Source organism: Streptomyces sp. NPDC045846 (assembly GCF_056431605.1).
In genome coordinates, this window is record NZ_JBWKKJ010000014.1 from 102029 (window position 1) to 118385 (window position 16357).

Here is a 16357-nt window from a genome sequence, read left to right on the forward strand (position 1 = left end):
GGGGGAAATTGAAGCCCCGCCCCCCACGCGCGGTACCTTCGGGCCGCAGTCCCGGAACGCGGGGCAGGACAGAGCGGAGTACGGCGTGATCGTCAAGGCGATGGCGGCCGAAGGGGCCGACCCCTTCGGCACGGCACGGCTGCGCCGCGGGGTGCTGAACGCCTGGGGCGCGGGCCCGGCCAGGTTCCGCGAGGACGCCAACGCCGAGGAGGACCTCGCCCTGGGCGGCTACCGCGACCGCCTCGTCGTGGAGCTCGCCCAGAACGCCGCCGACGCGGCCGCCCGGGCGAACACCACGGGCCGCCTCAGGCTGACCCTGCACCCCGCGACCCAGGACACCCCCGCCGTGCTGGCCGCGGCCAACACCGGCGCCCCGCTGGACGCGATCGGCGTCGAGTCGCTGTCCACCCTGCGCGCCAGCGCCAAGCGGGCCGACACCGAGGTGGCCGTGGGCCGCTTCGGCGTCGGGTTCGCCGCGGTGCTGGCCGTCAGCGACGAGCCCGCCGTGGTGGGCCGGACCGGCGGCGTGCGCTGGTCGCTCGCCGAGGCCCGCGAGCTGGCCGCCGAGGCCGCCGCCGCCAGCCCCGGCCTGGGCGACGAGCTGCGCCGCAGGGACGGACACGTACCGCTGCTCAGGCTGCCGCTGCCCGCCGAGGGCGCCGCCCCCGAGGGGTACGACACCGTCGTGGTGCTGCCGCTGCGGGACGGCACGGCGGAGGATCTCGTACGCCGCCTCCTCGACGGCATCGACGACGCGCTGCTGCTCACGCTGCCCGGCTTGACCGAGATCGTCGTCGAAACCCCGGGCGCGACACGGGTGTTGAGGCGCTCGGTGCACGACGCGTACGTGCACATCGACGACAGCCGGGACGAGACGATCCACCGCTGGCGGACCGTCAGCCACCACGGTCCGATCGGCAAGGAGCTGCTCGCCGACCGTCCCGTCGAGGAGCGGCTGCGTCCGCACTGGACGGTGACCTGGGCGGTCCCGGTGGACGAGGACGGCGCGCCCGAGCGGCCCCGTACCGCCGCCGTCGTGCACGCGCCGACCCCCACCGACGAGCCGCTCGGCGTACCCGCGCTGCTCATCGCGTCGTTCCCGCTCGACACCGCGCGCCGCCACCCCGCGCCCGGCCCGCTCACCGACTTCCTGGTGCGGCGCGCGGCCGACGCGTACGCCGAACTCCTGGGCGGCTGGCGGCCGGTGACCGCTGCCACCGTCGACCTGGTGCCGGGCCCGCTCGGCCGGGGCGAGCTGGACGGCGCCCTGCGCGCGGCCGTCCTGGAGCGGCTGCCGCGCGTCGCGTTCCTGGCGCCCGCCGCGCCCACCGAGGAACTGGTGGCGCTGCGCCCGTTCGAGGCGGAGGTCGTCGAGGGCGCGGGCGCCGACACCGTACGCGTCCTCGCCGAGGTGCTGCCCACCCTGCTGCCCGCCGGTCTCGAACGCCGCCCCGAGCTGCGCACGTTGGAGGTCGGGCGGCTGCCGCTCGGCGACGCCATCGAGCGGATCGCCGGGGCGGAGCGGGCCCCCGAGTGGTGGCACCGGCTCTACGACACGCTCGCCGGAGTCGACCCCGACCGGCTGTCCGGCCTCCCGGTCCCGCTCGCGGGCGGCCGCACCGCCATCGGGCCCCGCCAGATCCTGCTGCCGCTCCCCGACACCCCGGCCGACCTCGGCCGCCTCGGCCTGAAGGTCGCCCACCCGGACGCGGCCCACCCGCTGCTCGAAAAGCTCGGCGCGCTGCCCGCCACCCCGCGTGCCGTTCTGACGACGCCTCAGGTGCGCGCCGCCGTGGCCGCGTCGCTCGACAGCGGCGAGATCTGGGACGAGGACGGCAGTGGCCTGGACGCCGACGAACTCGCCGAGACCGTCCTGGCGCTGGCGCGCGAGGCGAACCTCGCGCCCGGTGACGAACCCTGGCTCGGCGCGCTCGCGCTGCCCGACGAGGACGGCGAACTCGCCCCCGCCGGCGAACTCGTCCTGCCCGGCTCTCCCTTCGCCTCCGTCATCCGCGAGGGCGAACTAGCCGAGGTGGACCGGGAGTTGGCCGAGCGCTGGGGCGAGCAGCCGCTCACCGCCTGCGGGGTGCTGGCCACCTTCGCGCTGGTGCGCGCCACCGACGTGGTCCTGGACCCGGACGAACTGGAGCCGCGCGACGGCGACTTCGCCGAGCCGGACGACGCGGGGCTGCTCGACGCGGTCGACGTGTGGTGCGAGGACGTCCTCGACCGCCTGCCCGACTCCCCGGTCCCGCCGGTCGCCACCGAGATCGTCGCGGTCCGCGACCTCGACCTGGTCGACGACGACGCCTGGCCCCAGGCGCTCGCCCTGCTCGCGAAGCCGCCGCTGCGCGACGCGCTGATCCAGCCAGTCCGCGTCCTGCTGCCGGACGGCACGACCGAGTCCGTACGCCCCTACACCGCCTGGTGGCTGCGCGACCACCCGGTGCTCGACGGGCGCCGCCCGGCCGGTCTGCGCGCGGCGGGCTCCGACCCCCTCCTGTCCGGCCTGTACGAGTCCGTGGACGCGACCGGCTTCGACGACGCGCAGGTCCTGCGGGCGCTGGGGGTGCGCACCTCGGTGCCCGCGCTGCTCGACGAGCCGGGCGGCGCGGCGGAGCTCCTCGGACGCCTGGCCGACGAGGACCGGCCGGTGTCGGGCTCCCAACTCCACGCGCTGTACACGGCGTTGGCGGACCTCGACCCCGAGCAGGTCACGCTGCCGGACGAGCTGCGGGCGGTGGTGGACGGGGAGGTTCGCGTCGTCGACGCCTCGGACGCGGTGGTGGCCGACGCCCCCGACCTGCTGCCGCTCGCGGGCGGCACGGCCCTGCTCCCGGTCGCCCCGGCCCGCGCGGCCGAGCTCGCCGAGCTGCTCCAGGTGGGGCGGCTGAGCGAGGCGGCGTCGGCGGAGGTGACGTCGACGGGGGTCGAGCACGCGGTGCCGGACGCGGTACGGGTCCTGCTCGGCCCCGCCGCCCCGGCGACGTACTTCGAGCACGAGGAGCTGCTCGCGGGCGGCGTGGAGCTGGACTGGCGCCGCCCGGCCGACGGTACGGTCCACGCGGCGACGCTGGAGGGCGTGGCGGCGGGCCTCGCCTGGGCGGCGGGCCAGTGGCCCCGCCGGTTCGAGGTGGCGGCGCTGCTCGAGGATCCGTCGAGGACGAGTGAACTGGCGAGAGACCGCTGGTTCGACTAGCCCCACCCCGCCCCTTCCCGAGACCCTCCGGAGGATCGGGCGGGTGCCGCCCGGGGCCCGCGCGGAACCACCTTCGGGTGCGGACCGTGCGCGCCTTGTCGCGCAGTTCCCCGCGCCCCTTGAACCCGTTCACGTCTGCGGACCGTGCTCGCTTCTCGCGCCGTTCCCCGCGCCCCTTCAACCCGTTCACGCCTGCGGGCCGTGCCTGCTCTCGTGCAGTTCCCCGCGCCCCTGGCCGGGTCGTGCTGGCGGGCGTGGGCGCGAACGGGGTCCGGGGCGGAGCCCCGGGTGGGGGGCCGGGGGTGGTTAGTCCGGCCACCTTCGGACGACCCAGCGCCAGGTCAGCTCCAGCACGGCCGCCCCCACCACCGCGATGCCGACGGCGGTCCACGGCATTACCGCCCCCACCAGCTTCAGCGCGAAGAAGTGCTGGAGCCACGGCACCGCGAGGACCAGCAGGAAGGCGACGGCCATCGCCACGACCAGGGCGACGCGCCACCACGTGTACGGGCGGGCGATGATCGCGAGGACCCACATCGACACGAGGAACAGGGTGAGGGTCGTGACGCTGGTCTCCGCGTCCAGCTCGCCCGGTCCGGAGTAGTACGCCCGCGCGATCATGTACGTCACGAACGTGGCCACCGCCGCGATGACCCCGCTGGGGATCGAGTACCGCATCACCCTCCGCACGAAGTGCGGTTTGGCGCGCTCCTTGTTGGGGGCGAGGGCGAGGAAGAACGCCGGGATGCCGATGGTGAAGGTGGAAAGCAGCGTCAGGTGCCGGGGCAGGAAGGGGTATTCGACCTGGAAGCAGACCACCAGGACGGCGAGCAGGACCGAGTACACCGTCTTGGTGAGGAACAGCGTGGCGACCCGGGTGATGTTGCCGATCACCCGGCGCCCCTCCGCCACCACCGAAGGCAGCGTGGCGAAGCTGTTGTTGAGCAGGACGATCTGGGCGACCGCGCGGGTCGCCTCGGAGCCGGAGCCCATGCTCACGCCGATGTCCGCGTCCTTGAGGGCGAGGACGTCGTTGACGCCGTCGCCGGTCATCGCCACGGTGTGGCCGCGCGACTGGAGCGCCGCCACCATGTCGCGCTTCTGCTGCGGGGTGACCCGGCCGAAGACGGAGTTGGAGTCGAGGACCTCGGCCATCTCGGCCTGGTCGGTGGGGAGTTGACGGGCGTCGACGGTGTCGGCGGCGCCGGGCAGGCCGAGCTTTCCGGCGACCGCGCCGACGGACACCGCGTTGTCGCCGGAGATGACCTTGGCCTTGACGTTCTGCTCCTCGAAGTAGCGCAGGGTGTCGGCCGCGTCGGGCCGCAGGCGCTGTTCGAGGACGACCAGGGCGGTGGGCCGGGCGTCGGAGGAGACCTGGGGGTCGTCGAGTTCGCGGGAGGCGCGCGCGAGCAGCAGCACGCGCAGGCCCTGCTCGTTGAGCGCGTCGATCTCGGCGAGCGCCGGGTCGCCGGACTTGAGCAGCACGTCGGGCGCGCCGAGCAGCCAGGTGCTGTTCTCGCCGTCGCCCTCGCTGAACGCGGCGCCGCTGTACTTGCGGGCCGAGGAGAAGGGCAGGGACTCGGTGCAGCGCCACGCCTCGCTGTCCGGGTAGGCGTCGATGATCGCCTGGAGGGAGGCGTTGGGCCGGGGGTCGGACTCGCCGAGCGCGCCGAGCACCTTGCGTATGTACGTCTCGTCGGAGCCGTTCAGGGGGCGCAGCTCGGTGACGTCCATGCCGCCCTCGGTGAGCGTGCCCGTCTTGTCGAGGCACACCACGTCGACGCGGGCCAGGCCCTCGATGGCGGGGAGTTCCTGCACCAGGCACTGCTTGCGGCCGAGCCGGATGACGCCGATCGCGAAGGCGACCGAGGTCAGCAGGACGAGCCCTTCGGGGATCATCGGGACGATGCCGCCGACGGTGCGGGCGATGGCGTCCTTGATGTTGTCGTCCTTGACCACGAGCTGGCTGATGACCAGGCCGAGGGCGGTGGGGACCATCATCCACGTGACGTACTTGAGGATGGTGGAGATGCCGCTGCGCAGCTCGGAGTGGACGAGGGTGAACCGGCTGGCCTCCTCGGCCAGTTGGGCCGCGTACGCCTCACGGCCGACCCGGGTCGCGGTGAACGCGCCGCCGCCCGCGACGACGAAGGCGCCCGACATCATCTTGTCGCCGGGCTTCTTGAGGACCGGGTCGGCCTCGCCGGTCAGGAGGGACTCGTCGACTTCTAGACCGTCCGCCTCGACCGCCTCGCCGTCCACCACGATCTTGTCGCCGGGCCCGAGCTCGATGACGTCGCCGAGCACGATCTCGGAGGTGGAGATCTCGGCGGCCCGCCCGTCGCGCCGCACGGTGGGCTTGGCCTCGCCGATGACCGCGAGGCCGTCCAGGGTCTTCTTGGCGCGCATCTCCTGGATGATGCCGATGCCGGTGTTGGCGATGATCACGAAGCCGAAGAGGCTGTCCTGGATCGGCGCGACCACGAGCATGACCGCCCAGAGCACGCCGATGATCGCGTTGAACCGGGTGAACACGTTGCCGCGGACGATCTCCGCGGTGGAGCGACTGCTGCGGACGGGAACGTCGTTGACCTCGCCGCGCGCCACCCGCTCGGCGACCTCGGCCGTCGTCAGGCCCCCCGCGCGCCCCGCCGGCGCGGGCGGCTTCATGGGATGGACGGGGTCGAGCTCCGCCCCGGCGTCGATGTTGGCGCGCTGCGTCATGCTGTCGACGGTACGGCGGGAACGGGCGCTTCACCTGCTGGGACGGCCGAACATCCGACCTGCGGAGGAGACGAATGGTCCTCTGGCGGTACGCAGGTCCGAAGGGCTACTGACTTTCGGCCCTTGCGCTCTGCCCGGCGGCCTCCTGTTCGGCCGCGTGCCGCTTGAGTGCCGCGTCGCGCCCCCGGACGTACCAGATCCCGATGAGGCCGAGCCCGCCACCGGCCAGGCACGTCCACACCCACCACAGGTGACCGTGGTCGTCGAACCAGCCGTAGAACGGGAGCTGGACGAGGAAGAGGACGAACCAGATGATCGTCCCGCCGGTGATGGTGGCGACCACGGGGCCCTCAAGGGGCTCCGGCGCCTCGTGCTGGGGTGCTCCCGTGGAAAAGGCAGGCATGCGTTCAGTGTAGGGCGCGCCTTTTCCGCGCCGCCGCTGTCGGCCGGGCGCAGTGCTCCCATGGATCTACGCGCGGAGATGGTGATCTTCGACTTATGTATTCATACTGAAACGGCTTACGGCTGACTCATTCTGTTCGTTAAAACGTCCAAAGAAGTTCGGGTACGTGCCGTTTCCCCGCCCCTTCACGACTGAGGTTCCGAATGCCCTCCTCGGCCCCCGACACGGTCGACGCCGCAGCTCAGCCGCCGGCACCCGCCACGCCGACCAACGCCCTGGACCGCTACTTCAAGATCTCCGAGCGGGGCTCCACCCTCGCCCGTGAGATCCGCGGCGGATTCGCGACCTTCTTCGCGATGGCCTACATCATCGTGCTGAACCCGATCATCCTCGGCAGCGCGAAGGACATGTACGGCCACCAGCTCAACAGCGGGCAGCTGGTCACCGCGACCGTGCTCACCGCCGCCTTCACCACGCTGCTCATGGGCGTCATCGGCAACGTGCCGATCGCGCTCGCGGCGGGGCTCGGCGTCAACACCGTCGTCGCCCTCCAGCTCGCGCCCCGCATGAGCTGGCCCGACGCGATGGGCATGGTCGTCCTCGCGGGCTTCGTGGTGATGCTCCTGGTCGCCACCGGGCTGCGCGAGCGCGTCATGAACGCGGTGCCGCTCGGCCTGCGCAAGGGCATCGCGATCGGCATCGGCCTGTTCATCATGCTGATCGGCCTGGTCGACTCGGGCTTCGTCTCGCGCATCCCGGACGCCGCGCACACCACCGTGCCCCTCCAGCTCGGCGGCAACGGGCACCTGCTCGGCTGGCCGGTCCTGATCTTCGTCCTCGGCGTCCTGCTCACGCTCGCGCTGATGGTGCGCAAGGTGCCCGGCGCGATCCTGATCTCCATCGTCACGATGACGGTCCTCGCGATGATCATCAACGCCGTGGCCACCGTGCCGTCCTGGGGCCTGACCACCCCGAAGTGGCCGGGCAACCCGGTCGACACCCCGGACTTCGGGCTCGTCGGCCAGGTCAGCCTCTTCGGCGGGTTCTCCAAGGTCGGCGTCCTGACCGGCGTCCTCTTCGTCTTCACCGTGCTGCTCTCGTGCTTCTTCGACGCGATGGGCACGATCATGGGCATCAGCGACGAGGCGGGTCTGACCGACGCCCAGGGCTACATGCCCGGCATGAACAAGGTCCTGTTCGTCGACGGCATCGCGGTCGCGGCGGGCGGCGCCTCGTCCGCCTCCGCCACCACCTGCTTCGTGGAGTCCACGGCGGGCGTCGGCGAGGGAGCGCGCACCGGCTTCGCGAACGTGGTCACGGGCGGGCTGTTCACCGTCGCCCTCTTCCTGACGCCGCTCGCCACGATGGTGCCCTCCCAGGCGGCCACCCCGGCGCTGCTCGCGGTCGGCTTCCTGATCCTCTCCGGCTCGATCCGCGAGATCGACTGGGCGGACTGGACGATCGCCATCCCGGCCTTCGTGACGATGCTGATGATGCCGTTCACGTACTCGATCACCAACGGCATCGGCATGGGCTTCGTCACCTTCACGGTGCTGCGCCTGGTGGCCGGCCGGGCCCGCGAGATCCCGGTCGCGATGTACATCGTCTCGGCGGTCTTCGGCTTCTACTACCTGATGCCGGCGCTCGGCCTGACCTGATCCCCGCCCATCGGGCACCGACGCGGCTGGACCGCGGGCTCCCCGTCCCGCGGAGCGTCACGCCGCCCCGTAGAACTTCTCCGTCTCGTCGACCGCCGCCTTGAAGCGCTCGTCGAAGTCGTCGCGTATGAGCGTCCGGACCACATAGTCCTGGACGCTCATTCCGCGTTTCGCGGCATGGTGCCTGAGCCGTTCGAGCAGCTCACCGTCTATTCGCAGGCTGAGCACGCTGGTCCCCATGGACCGAGGGTCGCCGCCCGCCAGGGCCCCGCGCGTCACTTTCCGGAGACGACTCACTCGTTCGGGTGATATGTGGCGCGAAGGTGCCGGTGTGGCGCTGGACACCTGGGCTTAACCAGGTGGTATTTAGCCAGAGTAATGAGTTACGCTAACAAACATGTCTGACCTGTCCCACGGCAGTGGCGAGGACGCCGCCGCCGTGAACTCCCTGCGCTCGGCCGTCATGCGGCTGGGCCGGCGCCTCAAGCACCAGCGCGTCGACGAATCGCTCAGCCCGACCGAGATGTCGGTGCTCGGCACCCTGGCCCGATGCGGCTCGGCGACCCCCGGTGAGCTGGCCCGCAAAGAGCACGTACAGCCGCCGTCGATGACCCGCATCGTCGCGCTCCTTGAGGCGAAGGGCCTGGTCAGGCTGGAGCCGCATCCCGACGACCGCCGGCAGAAGGTGGTCAGCCAGACCGAAGAGGCCGAGGCGATGCTCGAAGAGAGCCGCCGCAAGCGCAACGTCTGGCTGGCTTCCCTTGTCGAAGGCCTGGACGAGGACGAGTGGGCGAAGCTTCGCGCGGCCGCCCCGGTCCTGGAGAAACTCGCACACCTGTAAGGCGCATCGCTAGGAGGCGAACACTTTTTGAGTACGGGACCCGGATCACCATCCGCCCCCGCACCTACCCCTACCTACAACAAGCGCGGCGGGGGGACGTTCTCCTCGCTCGCGGTCCGCAACTACCGGCTGTTCTTCTCCGGTGCCATCGTGTCCAACATCGGCACCTGGATGGCCCGGATCACCCAGGACTGGCTGGTCCTGACGATCACCGGCTCGTCGGTGGCGGTGGGCATCACCACCGCCATGCAGTTCCTGCCGATGCTCCTGTTCGGCCTGTACGGCGGCGTCATCGCCGACCGGTTCGCCAAGCGGAACATCCTGTTCGTGACGCAGGCGGCGATGGGTCTCGGCGGGCTGTTCCTCGCCGTGATGACCCTCTCCGGGCACGTCCAGGTCTGGCACGTCTACCTGACGGCCTTCTTCACGGGCCTGGTCACCGTCGTCGACAACCCGACCCGGCAGTCCTTCGTCTCCGAGATGGTCGGGCCCGACCGGGTGCGCAACGCGGTCAGCCTGAACTCGGCGAACTTCCAGTCCGCCCGGCTCGTCGGCCCCGCCGTCGCGGGGGCGGTCATGGCGGCCGTCGGACCCGGCTGGGCGTTCCTCGCCAACGGCCTGTCCTTCACCGCTCCGCTGATCATGCTGACGCTGATGCGCACCAAGGACCTCCAGCCGACCAGGCTTGCCCCGCGCGGCAAGGGCCAGCTGAAGGAGGGGCTCGCGTACGTGTCGGAGCGGCCCGAGCTGATCTGGCCGATCGTTTTGGTGGGCTTCGTCGGCACCTTCGGGTTCAACTTCCCGATCTGGCTGAGCGCGTTCGCCTCCGACGTCTTCCACGGCGACTCCGGGCTGTACGGCCTGTTCAACAGCCTGATGGCGATCGGCTCGCTGATCGGCGCCCTGCTCGCCGCGCGGCGCGCCACCACGCGCCTGCGGATGCTGGCGCTCGCGGCGCTGGTGTTCGCGGTGCTCGAACTCGCCGCGTCGGCCGCCCCCGGCCTCGGCGTGTTCATGGCGCTGCTCATCCCCGTCGGCATCCTCGGCCTCACGGTCAACGTGACCGCCAACGCCTCGGTGCAGATGGCCACCGACCCCGAGATGCGGGGCCGCGTGATGAGCCTGTTCATGATGGTCTTCACCGGCGGCACGCCGCTGGGCGGCCCGCTCTTCGGCTGGCTGACCGACGTCTACGGCGTCCGCGTCAGCCTCGCGCTCGGCGGTCTCATCTGCGGTGCGGCGGCGATCGGCGTCGGTCTGATGCTGGCCCGCGCGGCCAACCTGCGCCTCAAGGTCGACGTACGTCCGGGTCACCGGCACCTCGAGTTCGTCCCGAGGGACCGGGCCCTGGTCGCGGCCGCCTGACGCAGTCCGGATGACGGCGAACGGCCCGGCTCCCGTCGAGGGGGCCGGGCCGTCGTGCGCGTACGGGCGGGCGGCTCAGAAGATGTCGCTCATCGCCCAGTTCCAGTCGTGGTGGGGCTCGCCGAGGGTGCCCTTGCCGGTGCCCGGGTAGGTCGTGAGCTCGCGGTCCGACTTGGCGAGCAGGTCGGGCGCGTTCCAGGCCAGGTCGTCCAGGACGTCGCCCACGCACAGCAGCGTCCGGTACTTGTCCCAGCCCGCGCCGCCGATCAGGACCCGGGGGCGGAACCCGCCGTGCCCGTCGCCGGGGTAGCGCCACAGGCGGCCCGAGGTGTCGTTGGCGACGACGTCGTCGTGCCCGTCGCCGTCGAGGTCGCCCGTGCCGGTGAACGTCAGGGTCGTGCTCCAGCCCGCGCCCAGGCTCTTGCGGTGGCCGAAGCCGCCGTGGCCGTTGCCCGGGTACAGCCAGGCGTGCCCGGCGCCGTCGAGGGCCATGAGGTCGTTGTGGCCGTCGCCGTCGAGGTCGCCCACCGGGGCGAAGTGGCGCATGCCGGCCCAGCCCGCCCCCACGCGCAGGCGCTTGCCGAGACGCCCGTCGCCCTGGCCGGGATACAGCCACAGCACTCCGGCCCGGTCCCGGGCGAGCAGGTCCTCCTTGCCGTCGCCGGTGAGGTCGCCGTGCCGGGCCAGGGTCATGCCGTTCCAGCCGCGCCCGAGGAAGGTGCCGTTGCCGTCGCCGTCCAGGAAGTAGAGGCTGCCGTTCCAGTTGCGCTGGAGCAGATCGGCCTGGCCGTCGCCGTTGAGGTCGCCGAAGGGCTGGGCGCGTACGTCGTCACCGCCGCCGGAGTTCCAGTCGGAGTACTCCTTGCCCGACTGGCACTCGCGCAGCGTCCGGCCCCAGCGGAACGAACTGTTGTCGTCCTTGCGGGGCTTCGCGCCGTGCGGGGCGGGCTTGGGCGGGGTGCCTATGCCCGTGCCCTTGAGGTACATGTCGCGCCCCGGGTCCAGGTACTGGAACTCCGCCGGGCTCCACATGCAGGAGAACTCGCCGCCGGAGCGGTTGTAGACCGCCGGGGTCTCGTCGTCCCACGGCTCGGCCGAGGCCTGCGGTCCGGCGTAGGCGTCCATCGGGGCCTGGTTGTCGGCCCGGTCGAAGACGCAGAACTTGCCCACCGGGCAGTGGTCGAAGCCGACGGAGGCGTGGGCGGGGGTGAGCGCCGTGACGGTGAACCCCACGACGGCGGCAGCCGTCGACAGAACAGTGCGGATGGTCGGCCGCATGGATGATTTTCCCCCCAGGGAAGCCGGGGCGCGGGCCCCGCAGAATCGAGCGACGGGATCCTACGGCAGCCCTCGCGGCGGCTCGGCACAGGGGGCCGATCTTGGTTGACTGTTCCCATGCGCCTCTTCGCCGCCGTACTCCCCCCGGCCCCGGCCGTCGATGAACTGGGCCGCGCGGTGCGGGAGTTGGCGGCGCTGCCCGGTGCGCGGGCGCTGCGCTGGACCGGGCGCGAGGGCTGGCACCTCACCCTGGCGTTCATGGGCGACACCGACGAGGCGGTCCTGGCCGAGCTGCACGAACGGTTGCGCCGGGCGGCCCGCCGCACCGAGCCCTTCACGCTGCGGCTGCACGGCGGCGGACGCTTCGACGGGCGCGCCCTGTGGGCCGGCGTCGCGGGCGGCCTCGACGACCTGCGCCTGCTCGCCGAACGCGCGGACGCCGCCGCCCGCCGCTCCGGCATCCCGATGGACCAGCACCGCCGCTATGTGCCGCACCTCACCCTGGCGCGCACGCGCACGCCGATGGACCTGAAGCCGTACGCCGACGCGCTCGCCGCGTTCGAGGGCAGCCCGTGGCGGGTCGGTGAGTTGGCCCTGGTCCGCAGCGAGCTGCCGCGCGGCGGCACCCCCGGGGAGCGGCCCCGCTACGGGACGGTCGCGCGCTGGCCGCTCGGCGGGGCCGGTTAGGCTCAAGGGGTGGACCCGAAGACCAGGAACCGGATCATGGCCGGTGTGCTCGTGCTGATGTTCATCGTCGTGGCGGTGGCGGCCGCAGTCGGCTGACCGCGACCGCCACCCGCGCGGGGCCGGTCGGCCCCGCGTCCCCGTTCCGGCGCGTACGCCCTACCAGGCGAAGGCCTCCGGCGACGGCCCGGGGCCGGGGAAGATGTCGTCCAGCGCGGTCAGGAACTCCTGCGGCAGATCGAGTTCGACCGCCCGCAGCGGCGCGTCCAGCTGGTCCGCCGTGCGCGGCCCGACGATCGGGCCCGCCACTCCGGGCCGGGTGAGCAGCCAGGCGAGCGCCACCTGGGCCGGATCGAGCTCGTGCTTGGCGACCAGGTCCTCGTACGCCTGGACCTGCCCGCGCACCCCCGGGTTCGCCAGGGTCTGGGCCGCGAGGCCGCCCTTGGAGCGCGAGCCGGAGCCCTCGCGCTCCTTGCGCAGGATGCCGCCGAGCATGCCGCCGTGCAGCGGCGACCAGGGGATGACGCCGAGCCCGTACTCGACCGCGGCCGGGACGATCTCCATCTCGGCGCGGCGTTCGGCGAGGTTGTAGAGGCACTGCTCGCTGACCAGGCCGACCCGGCCGGTGCGGGCGGCGGTCTCGTTGGCCTGGGCGATCTTGTAGCCGGGGAAGTTGGACGATCCGGCGTACAGGATCTTGCCCTGGGTGATCAGGACGTCGACGGCCTGCCAGATCTCCTCGAAGGGCGTCAGGCGGTCGATGTGGTGGAACTGGTAGACGTCGATGTAGTCGGTGCCCAGGCGCCGGAGCGAGGCCTCGACGGAGCGGCGGATGTTGACCGCCGACAGCTTGTGGTGGTTGGGCCAGGCCTCGCCGTCGCCCATGTTGCCGTACATCTTGGTGGCGAGGACGGTCTTGTCGCGCCGGTCCCCGCCCTGGGCGAACCAGCTGCCGATGATCTCCTCGGTACGGCCCTTGTTCTCGCCCCAGCCGTACACATTGGCGGTGTCGAAGAAGTTGATGCCCGCGCCGAGCGCGGCATCCATGATCGCGTGGCTTGCGGCCTCGTCGGTCTGCGGTCCGAAGTTCATCGTCCCGAGGACGATCCTGCTCACCTGGAGACCCGTGCGTCCGAGCTGCGTGTACTTCATGGAAGACCAGCCAACGTCTTCGAGCGCGCTCAAGGCAAGGGGCCGGGCCGGGACTTCCCCGGCCCGGCCCCCTGCCCGCGTCCTACCAGGCGAAGGCCTCGGGCGAGGGGCCCGGGCCGGGGAAGATCTCGTCGAGGCCGGCGAGCAGTTCCTCGCCGAGCTCCAACTCCAGGGCGCGCAGCGCCGATTCGAGGTGGGCGGGGGTGCGCGGGCCGACGATGGGGCCGGTCACGCCGGGCCGGGTGAGCAGCCAAGCCAGCGCCACCTCGCCGGGCTCCAGCTCGTGCTTGGCGACCAGGTCCTCGTACGCCTGGATCCGGGCCCGTACGGCCGGGTCGGCCAGACCCGCGGCGGAGCGGCCGATCTTGGTGCGCGCGCCCGTGCCCTCGCGCTCCTTGCGCAGCGCGCCGCCGAGCAGCCCCTGGTGGAGCGGTGACCAGGGGATGACGCCGAGCCCGTACTCCTGGGCGGCCGGGACGACCTCCATCTCGGCGCGGCGTTCGGCGAGGTTGTAGAGGCACTGCTCGCTGACCAGCCCCAGCCGGCCGGTGCGGGCGGCGATCTCGTTGGCCTGGGCGATCTTGTAGCCGGGGAAGTTGGAGGTGCCCGCGTACAGGATCTTGCCCTGGGTGATCAGGACGTCGACGGCCTGCCAGATCTCCTCGAACGGGGTGGCCCGGTCGACGTGGTGGAACTGGTACACGTCGATGTGGTCGGTGCCGAGCCGCTGGAGCGAAGCCTCCACGGAGCGGCGGATGTTGACGGCCGACAGCTTGTTGTGGTTCGGCCACGCCTCGGTGCTCCAGGGCTTGCCCGGGGTCATGTCGCCGTACATCTTGGTGGCGAGGACGACCTTGTCGCGCCGGCCGCCGCCCCGGGCGAACCAGGAGCCGAGGATCTTCTCGGTGAGGCCCTTGTCCTCGTCCACGCCGTAGATGTTGGCGGTGTCGAAGAAGTTGATGCCCGCGTCCAGGGCGGTGTCCATCAGGGCGTGGCTGACGGCCTCGTCCGCCTCGCCGCCGAAGTTCATCGTGCCGAGGACGAGACGGCTGACCTGGAGTCCGGTGCGTCCGAGCTGTGTGTACTTCATGGCCCCATCAAAGCCTGTTGGTGTGCGCTCGAAGCAAGGGCCGCGTTCAACTGCCCAGCCAGCTGGCGGTGTCGAGCCGGAAGGCCTCCGGCGGCACGGCGGCGCGCAGACCCGCTTCGAGTTCGCGCAGCCGGTCGCCGCCCAGGGTGGCGGCCCAACTGGCCCGCAGTTCGTCGAAGATGGCGGCCGACCGGGCCAGCGCGTCCAGTCCGCGGGGGGTGAGCCGGACCAGTTTGCGGCGGGCGTCGGCGGGGTCGTCGGCGCGTTCGGCGTAGCCCAGCGCGATGAGGCGGTCCACCGTCTTGCCGGCCGCCTGCTTGGAGACGCCGAGCCGCCGCCCGATCTCGCTGGCCGTCGACCCGGGCAGGCCGATGGCCTGGAGCGCGAAGCCGTGCGCGGGCCGCAGGTCCCGGTGGCCCTGGCGCGCGAGCTCGGCGTGCAGCCGGTCGATGAGCGAGCGGAACCCGGCGAGGAGGAGCAGGGGGAGCTCGTACCCGGGCGCGTCGCGCGGCGGCACGGCGGCCGGGGGCCCGGCGGGCATCGGCGGCACGGCGGCCCCCGCGTCGGGGCGCACCCCCGCTCCCGGCCCCGCGGCGGAGCCGTTGCGCGAATCGACAACCTGGTTTACCTTTTTTTCGTCAACCACGTTGTCCATTCTAGATCCCGGGTCCCCGCGCGCTCCGGACCCGGGCCGTACGGAAGAAGGGCTTCACGATGTTCACCGAGCACACCCTGGAATCGGCCCCGCCCGCCTCGCGCAAGGCGATGGAGACGACCATCCGCCACCTGGGCCGCCTCGCCCCGCCCGTCGCCCGCCTCGCCACCTCTCCGCATCTCCTGGACGGCTTCCTCAAGCTGAACGCCCTCTTCGAGCAGACCACCCTGGAGCCGGTGGCGCGCGAGGTCCTCGTCATGACGGTGGCCGTCCGCAACGAGTGCCACGTGTGCGTCGCCATGCACACCGGCAGGCTGCGCGAGCTGGGCGCCGACGAGGACCTGGTGGCCGCCCTGCGCGAGCGGCGCCCGCTCGCCGACCCGAAGCTGGACGCCGTACGCCGCTTCACGCTCGCGGTCCTGGCGAAGGCGGGCGGCGTCGAGGACGAGACCCTCAAGGACTTCCTGTCGTACGGCCACACCGAGCAGAACGCCCTCGAAGTGGTCCTCGGCATCGGCACCTACACCCTGTCGACCTTCGCCAACCGCCTCACGGGAGCGGGCCTGTGAGGCGCCGACTCCCTTTGTCCGTCCGCTACTTGGAGCCGACCGGGCTGACGTAGGTGCCGGGATGCGTCGCCCCGTCCTGGAGCAGGACCGAGGAGAAGTCCCAGGGCAGGGTGTGGGAGTGGGTCTCGTTCGGCGGGGTGACCACGATGCTCTTCGGCTGGAACTCCTGGCCGTCGCCCTTGTTGAACGGCAGGTAGAAGATGTTGAAGGTGGTCGTCGCGCCCGGCCGTACGGTGACCGCCGAGGGGGACTCGGCGGTGTAGCGCGTCAGCGACCACCTGGTGGAGCCGCCCACCAGGTCCACGCCCGGATAGCCCTTCATCACGCAGGACTTGGCGCCCTTGTTGGTGAGCGTGATGGTGACGGCGCCCTGCGAACCCTTCGACCGAGCCCCGCTGCCGGGGGCGACGGCGAAGCCGAGCTGGGAGGTCAGGCAGTGATCGCCGCCCGCTCCGGCGCCGCTGCCCGTGCCCGCGTTCGTGTCGCCGCCGACGCTGCCGCCGGAGGGGGCCATGGTCCGGCCGCCGTTCCCGCCGGGGGAGCTCGTGCCGGTCCCGGTGCCGGTGGCGGTGTTGCTCGGGGTGTCGGTGGCGACCTTGCCGGAGCCGCCGCTGTCGTTGCCGCAGGCCGTCAGGGACAGGCCGGCGGTGAGGAGGACGATCGCTGCCATGGGGGCGGTACGCAGGCGCAACACGGCGATCCTTTCGTTTCCTTGTCCGTTCGGATGCCCGGCGGCCCC

General features: G+C 72.1%; 14 protein-coding genes. 6 read left to right on the top strand and 8 right to left on the bottom strand.

Annotation, left to right across the window (positions count from 1 at the left end; all coding sequences use genetic code 11):
* Positions 1 to 100: 100 nt before the first annotated feature.
* Entirely contained in the window at positions 101 to 3199 is a 3099-nt protein-coding gene (locus AC07F3_RS32995) for a sacsin N-terminal ATP-binding-like domain-containing protein (protein ID WP_479118309.1), read from the top strand.
* 306 nt (positions 3200 to 3505) lie between these two features.
* On the opposite strand, the gene AC07F3_RS33000 is transcribed toward AC07F3_RS32995, so the two are convergent.
* Positions 3506 to 5923, bottom strand: coding sequence for a cation-translocating P-type ATPase (locus tag AC07F3_RS33000; protein WP_479118189.1), 2418 nt, complete (start codon positions 5921 to 5923; stop codon positions 3506 to 3508).
* 106 nt (positions 5924 to 6029) lie between these two features.
* Positions 6030 to 6326: a DUF2530 domain-containing protein gene (locus AC07F3_RS33005; protein ID WP_479118191.1), complete on the bottom strand. Its 297-nt coding sequence runs from the start codon at positions 6324 to 6326 to the stop codon at positions 6030 to 6032.
* A gap of 203 nt (positions 6327 to 6529) precedes the next feature.
* Here AC07F3_RS33005 and AC07F3_RS33010 point away from each other — a divergent pair, with 203 nt between their 5' ends.
* On the top strand, positions 6530 to 7984 hold the full coding sequence (locus AC07F3_RS33010) for an NCS2 family permease (RefSeq protein WP_479118192.1): 1455 nt from the start codon (positions 6530 to 6532) through the stop codon (positions 7982 to 7984).
* Between the two features lie 57 nt (positions 7985 to 8041).
* Here the strand turns inward: AC07F3_RS33010 and AC07F3_RS33015 are convergent, their stop codons facing one another.
* Complete coding sequence (locus AC07F3_RS33015; protein ID WP_114039201.1) at positions 8042 to 8224, bottom strand: ribbon-helix-helix protein, CopG family; 183 nt, start codon at positions 8222 to 8224, stop codon at positions 8042 to 8044.
* Positions 8225 to 8381: 157 nt separating this feature from the next.
* Between AC07F3_RS33015 and AC07F3_RS33020 the strand changes: the two genes are divergently transcribed.
* Complete coding sequence (locus AC07F3_RS33020) at positions 8382 to 8825, top strand: MarR family winged helix-turn-helix transcriptional regulator (protein WP_114039122.1); 444 nt, start codon at positions 8382 to 8384, stop codon at positions 8823 to 8825.
* 27 nt (positions 8826 to 8852) lie between these two features.
* Positions 8853 to 10190, top strand: coding sequence for an MFS transporter (locus AC07F3_RS33025; RefSeq protein ID WP_479118193.1), 1338 nt, complete (start codon positions 8853 to 8855; stop codon positions 10188 to 10190).
* A 75-nt stretch (positions 10191 to 10265) separates the two neighbouring features.
* Here the strand turns inward: AC07F3_RS33025 and AC07F3_RS33030 are convergent, their stop codons facing one another.
* Positions 10266 to 11468, bottom strand: coding sequence for an FG-GAP repeat domain-containing protein (locus AC07F3_RS33030; protein ID WP_479118195.1), 1203 nt, complete (start codon positions 11466 to 11468; stop codon positions 10266 to 10268).
* Between the two features lie 117 nt (positions 11469 to 11585).
* Between AC07F3_RS33030 and thpR the strand changes: the two genes are divergently transcribed.
* Positions 11586 to 12155, top strand: coding sequence for an RNA 2',3'-cyclic phosphodiesterase (gene thpR, locus AC07F3_RS33035; protein WP_479118196.1), 570 nt, complete (start codon positions 11586 to 11588; stop codon positions 12153 to 12155).
* A gap of 156 nt (positions 12156 to 12311) precedes the next feature.
* Here thpR and AC07F3_RS33040 read toward each other — a convergent pair whose 3' ends face one another.
* The 3 genes from AC07F3_RS33040 to AC07F3_RS33050 all read right to left on the bottom strand — a co-directional run bounded on the left by AC07F3_RS33040 (position 12312) and on the right by AC07F3_RS33050 (position 14935).
* Positions 12312 to 13304, bottom strand: a complete 993-nt coding sequence (locus tag AC07F3_RS33040) for an aldo/keto reductase (protein WP_479118197.1) — start codon at positions 13302 to 13304, stop codon at positions 12312 to 12314.
* Between the two features lie 82 nt (positions 13305 to 13386).
* A complete protein-coding gene (locus AC07F3_RS33045) occupies positions 13387 to 14394 on the bottom strand; it encodes an aldo/keto reductase (RefSeq protein WP_479118199.1) in 1008 nt (335 codons plus the stop codon).
* A 46-nt stretch (positions 14395 to 14440) separates the two neighbouring features.
* Positions 14441 to 14935 (bottom strand): MarR family winged helix-turn-helix transcriptional regulator, encoded by a 495-nt coding sequence (locus AC07F3_RS33050; protein ID WP_479118310.1) that lies wholly within the window; start codon positions 14933 to 14935, stop codon positions 14441 to 14443.
* A 173-nt stretch (positions 14936 to 15108) separates the two neighbouring features.
* Here AC07F3_RS33050 and AC07F3_RS33055 point away from each other — a divergent pair, with 173 nt between their 5' ends.
* Positions 15109 to 15618: a carboxymuconolactone decarboxylase family protein gene (locus AC07F3_RS33055; RefSeq protein ID WP_479118200.1), complete on the top strand. Its 510-nt coding sequence runs from the start codon at positions 15109 to 15111 to the stop codon at positions 15616 to 15618.
* A 25-nt stretch (positions 15619 to 15643) separates the two neighbouring features.
* Here AC07F3_RS33055 and AC07F3_RS33060 read toward each other — a convergent pair whose 3' ends face one another.
* Positions 15644 to 16309, bottom strand: a complete 666-nt coding sequence (locus AC07F3_RS33060; RefSeq protein WP_479118201.1) for a DUF4232 domain-containing protein — start codon at positions 16307 to 16309, stop codon at positions 15644 to 15646.
* Between the last annotated feature and the right edge of the window lie 48 nt (positions 16310 to 16357).

Excerpts from the sequence above, each read along its gene's own strand:
- AC07F3_RS32995 (WP_479118309.1), top strand. The coding sequence starts at position 101 with ATGGCGGCCGAAGGGGCCGACCCCTTCGGCACGGCACGGCTGCGCCGC.
- AC07F3_RS33000 (WP_479118189.1), bottom strand. The coding sequence starts at position 5,923 with ATGACGCAGCGCGCCAACATCGACGCCGGGGCGGAGCTCGACCCCGTC.
- AC07F3_RS33005 (WP_479118191.1), bottom strand. The coding sequence starts at position 6,326 with ATGCCTGCCTTTTCCACGGGAGCACCCCAGCACGAGGCGCCGGAGCCC.
- AC07F3_RS33010 (WP_479118192.1), top strand. The coding sequence starts at position 6,530 with ATGCCCTCCTCGGCCCCCGACACGGTCGACGCCGCAGCTCAGCCGCCG.
- AC07F3_RS33015 (WP_114039201.1), bottom strand. The coding sequence starts at position 8,224 with ATGGGGACCAGCGTGCTCAGCCTGCGAATAGACGGTGAGCTGCTCGAA.
- AC07F3_RS33020 (WP_114039122.1), top strand. The coding sequence starts at position 8,382 with ATGTCTGACCTGTCCCACGGCAGTGGCGAGGACGCCGCCGCCGTGAAC.
- AC07F3_RS33030 (WP_479118195.1), bottom strand. The coding sequence starts at position 11,468 with ATGCGGCCGACCATCCGCACTGTTCTGTCGACGGCTGCCGCCGTCGTG.
- thpR (WP_479118196.1), top strand. The coding sequence starts at position 11,586 with ATGCGCCTCTTCGCCGCCGTACTCCCCCCGGCCCCGGCCGTCGATGAA.
- AC07F3_RS33040 (WP_479118197.1), bottom strand. The coding sequence starts at position 13,304 with ATGAAGTACACGCAGCTCGGACGCACGGGTCTCCAGGTGAGCAGGATC.
- AC07F3_RS33045 (WP_479118199.1), bottom strand. The coding sequence starts at position 14,394 with ATGAAGTACACACAGCTCGGACGCACCGGACTCCAGGTCAGCCGTCTC.
- AC07F3_RS33050 (WP_479118310.1), bottom strand. The coding sequence starts at position 14,935 with ATGCCCGCCGGGCCCCCGGCCGCCGTGCCGCCGCGCGACGCGCCCGGG.
- AC07F3_RS33055 (WP_479118200.1), top strand. The coding sequence starts at position 15,109 with ATGTTCACCGAGCACACCCTGGAATCGGCCCCGCCCGCCTCGCGCAAG.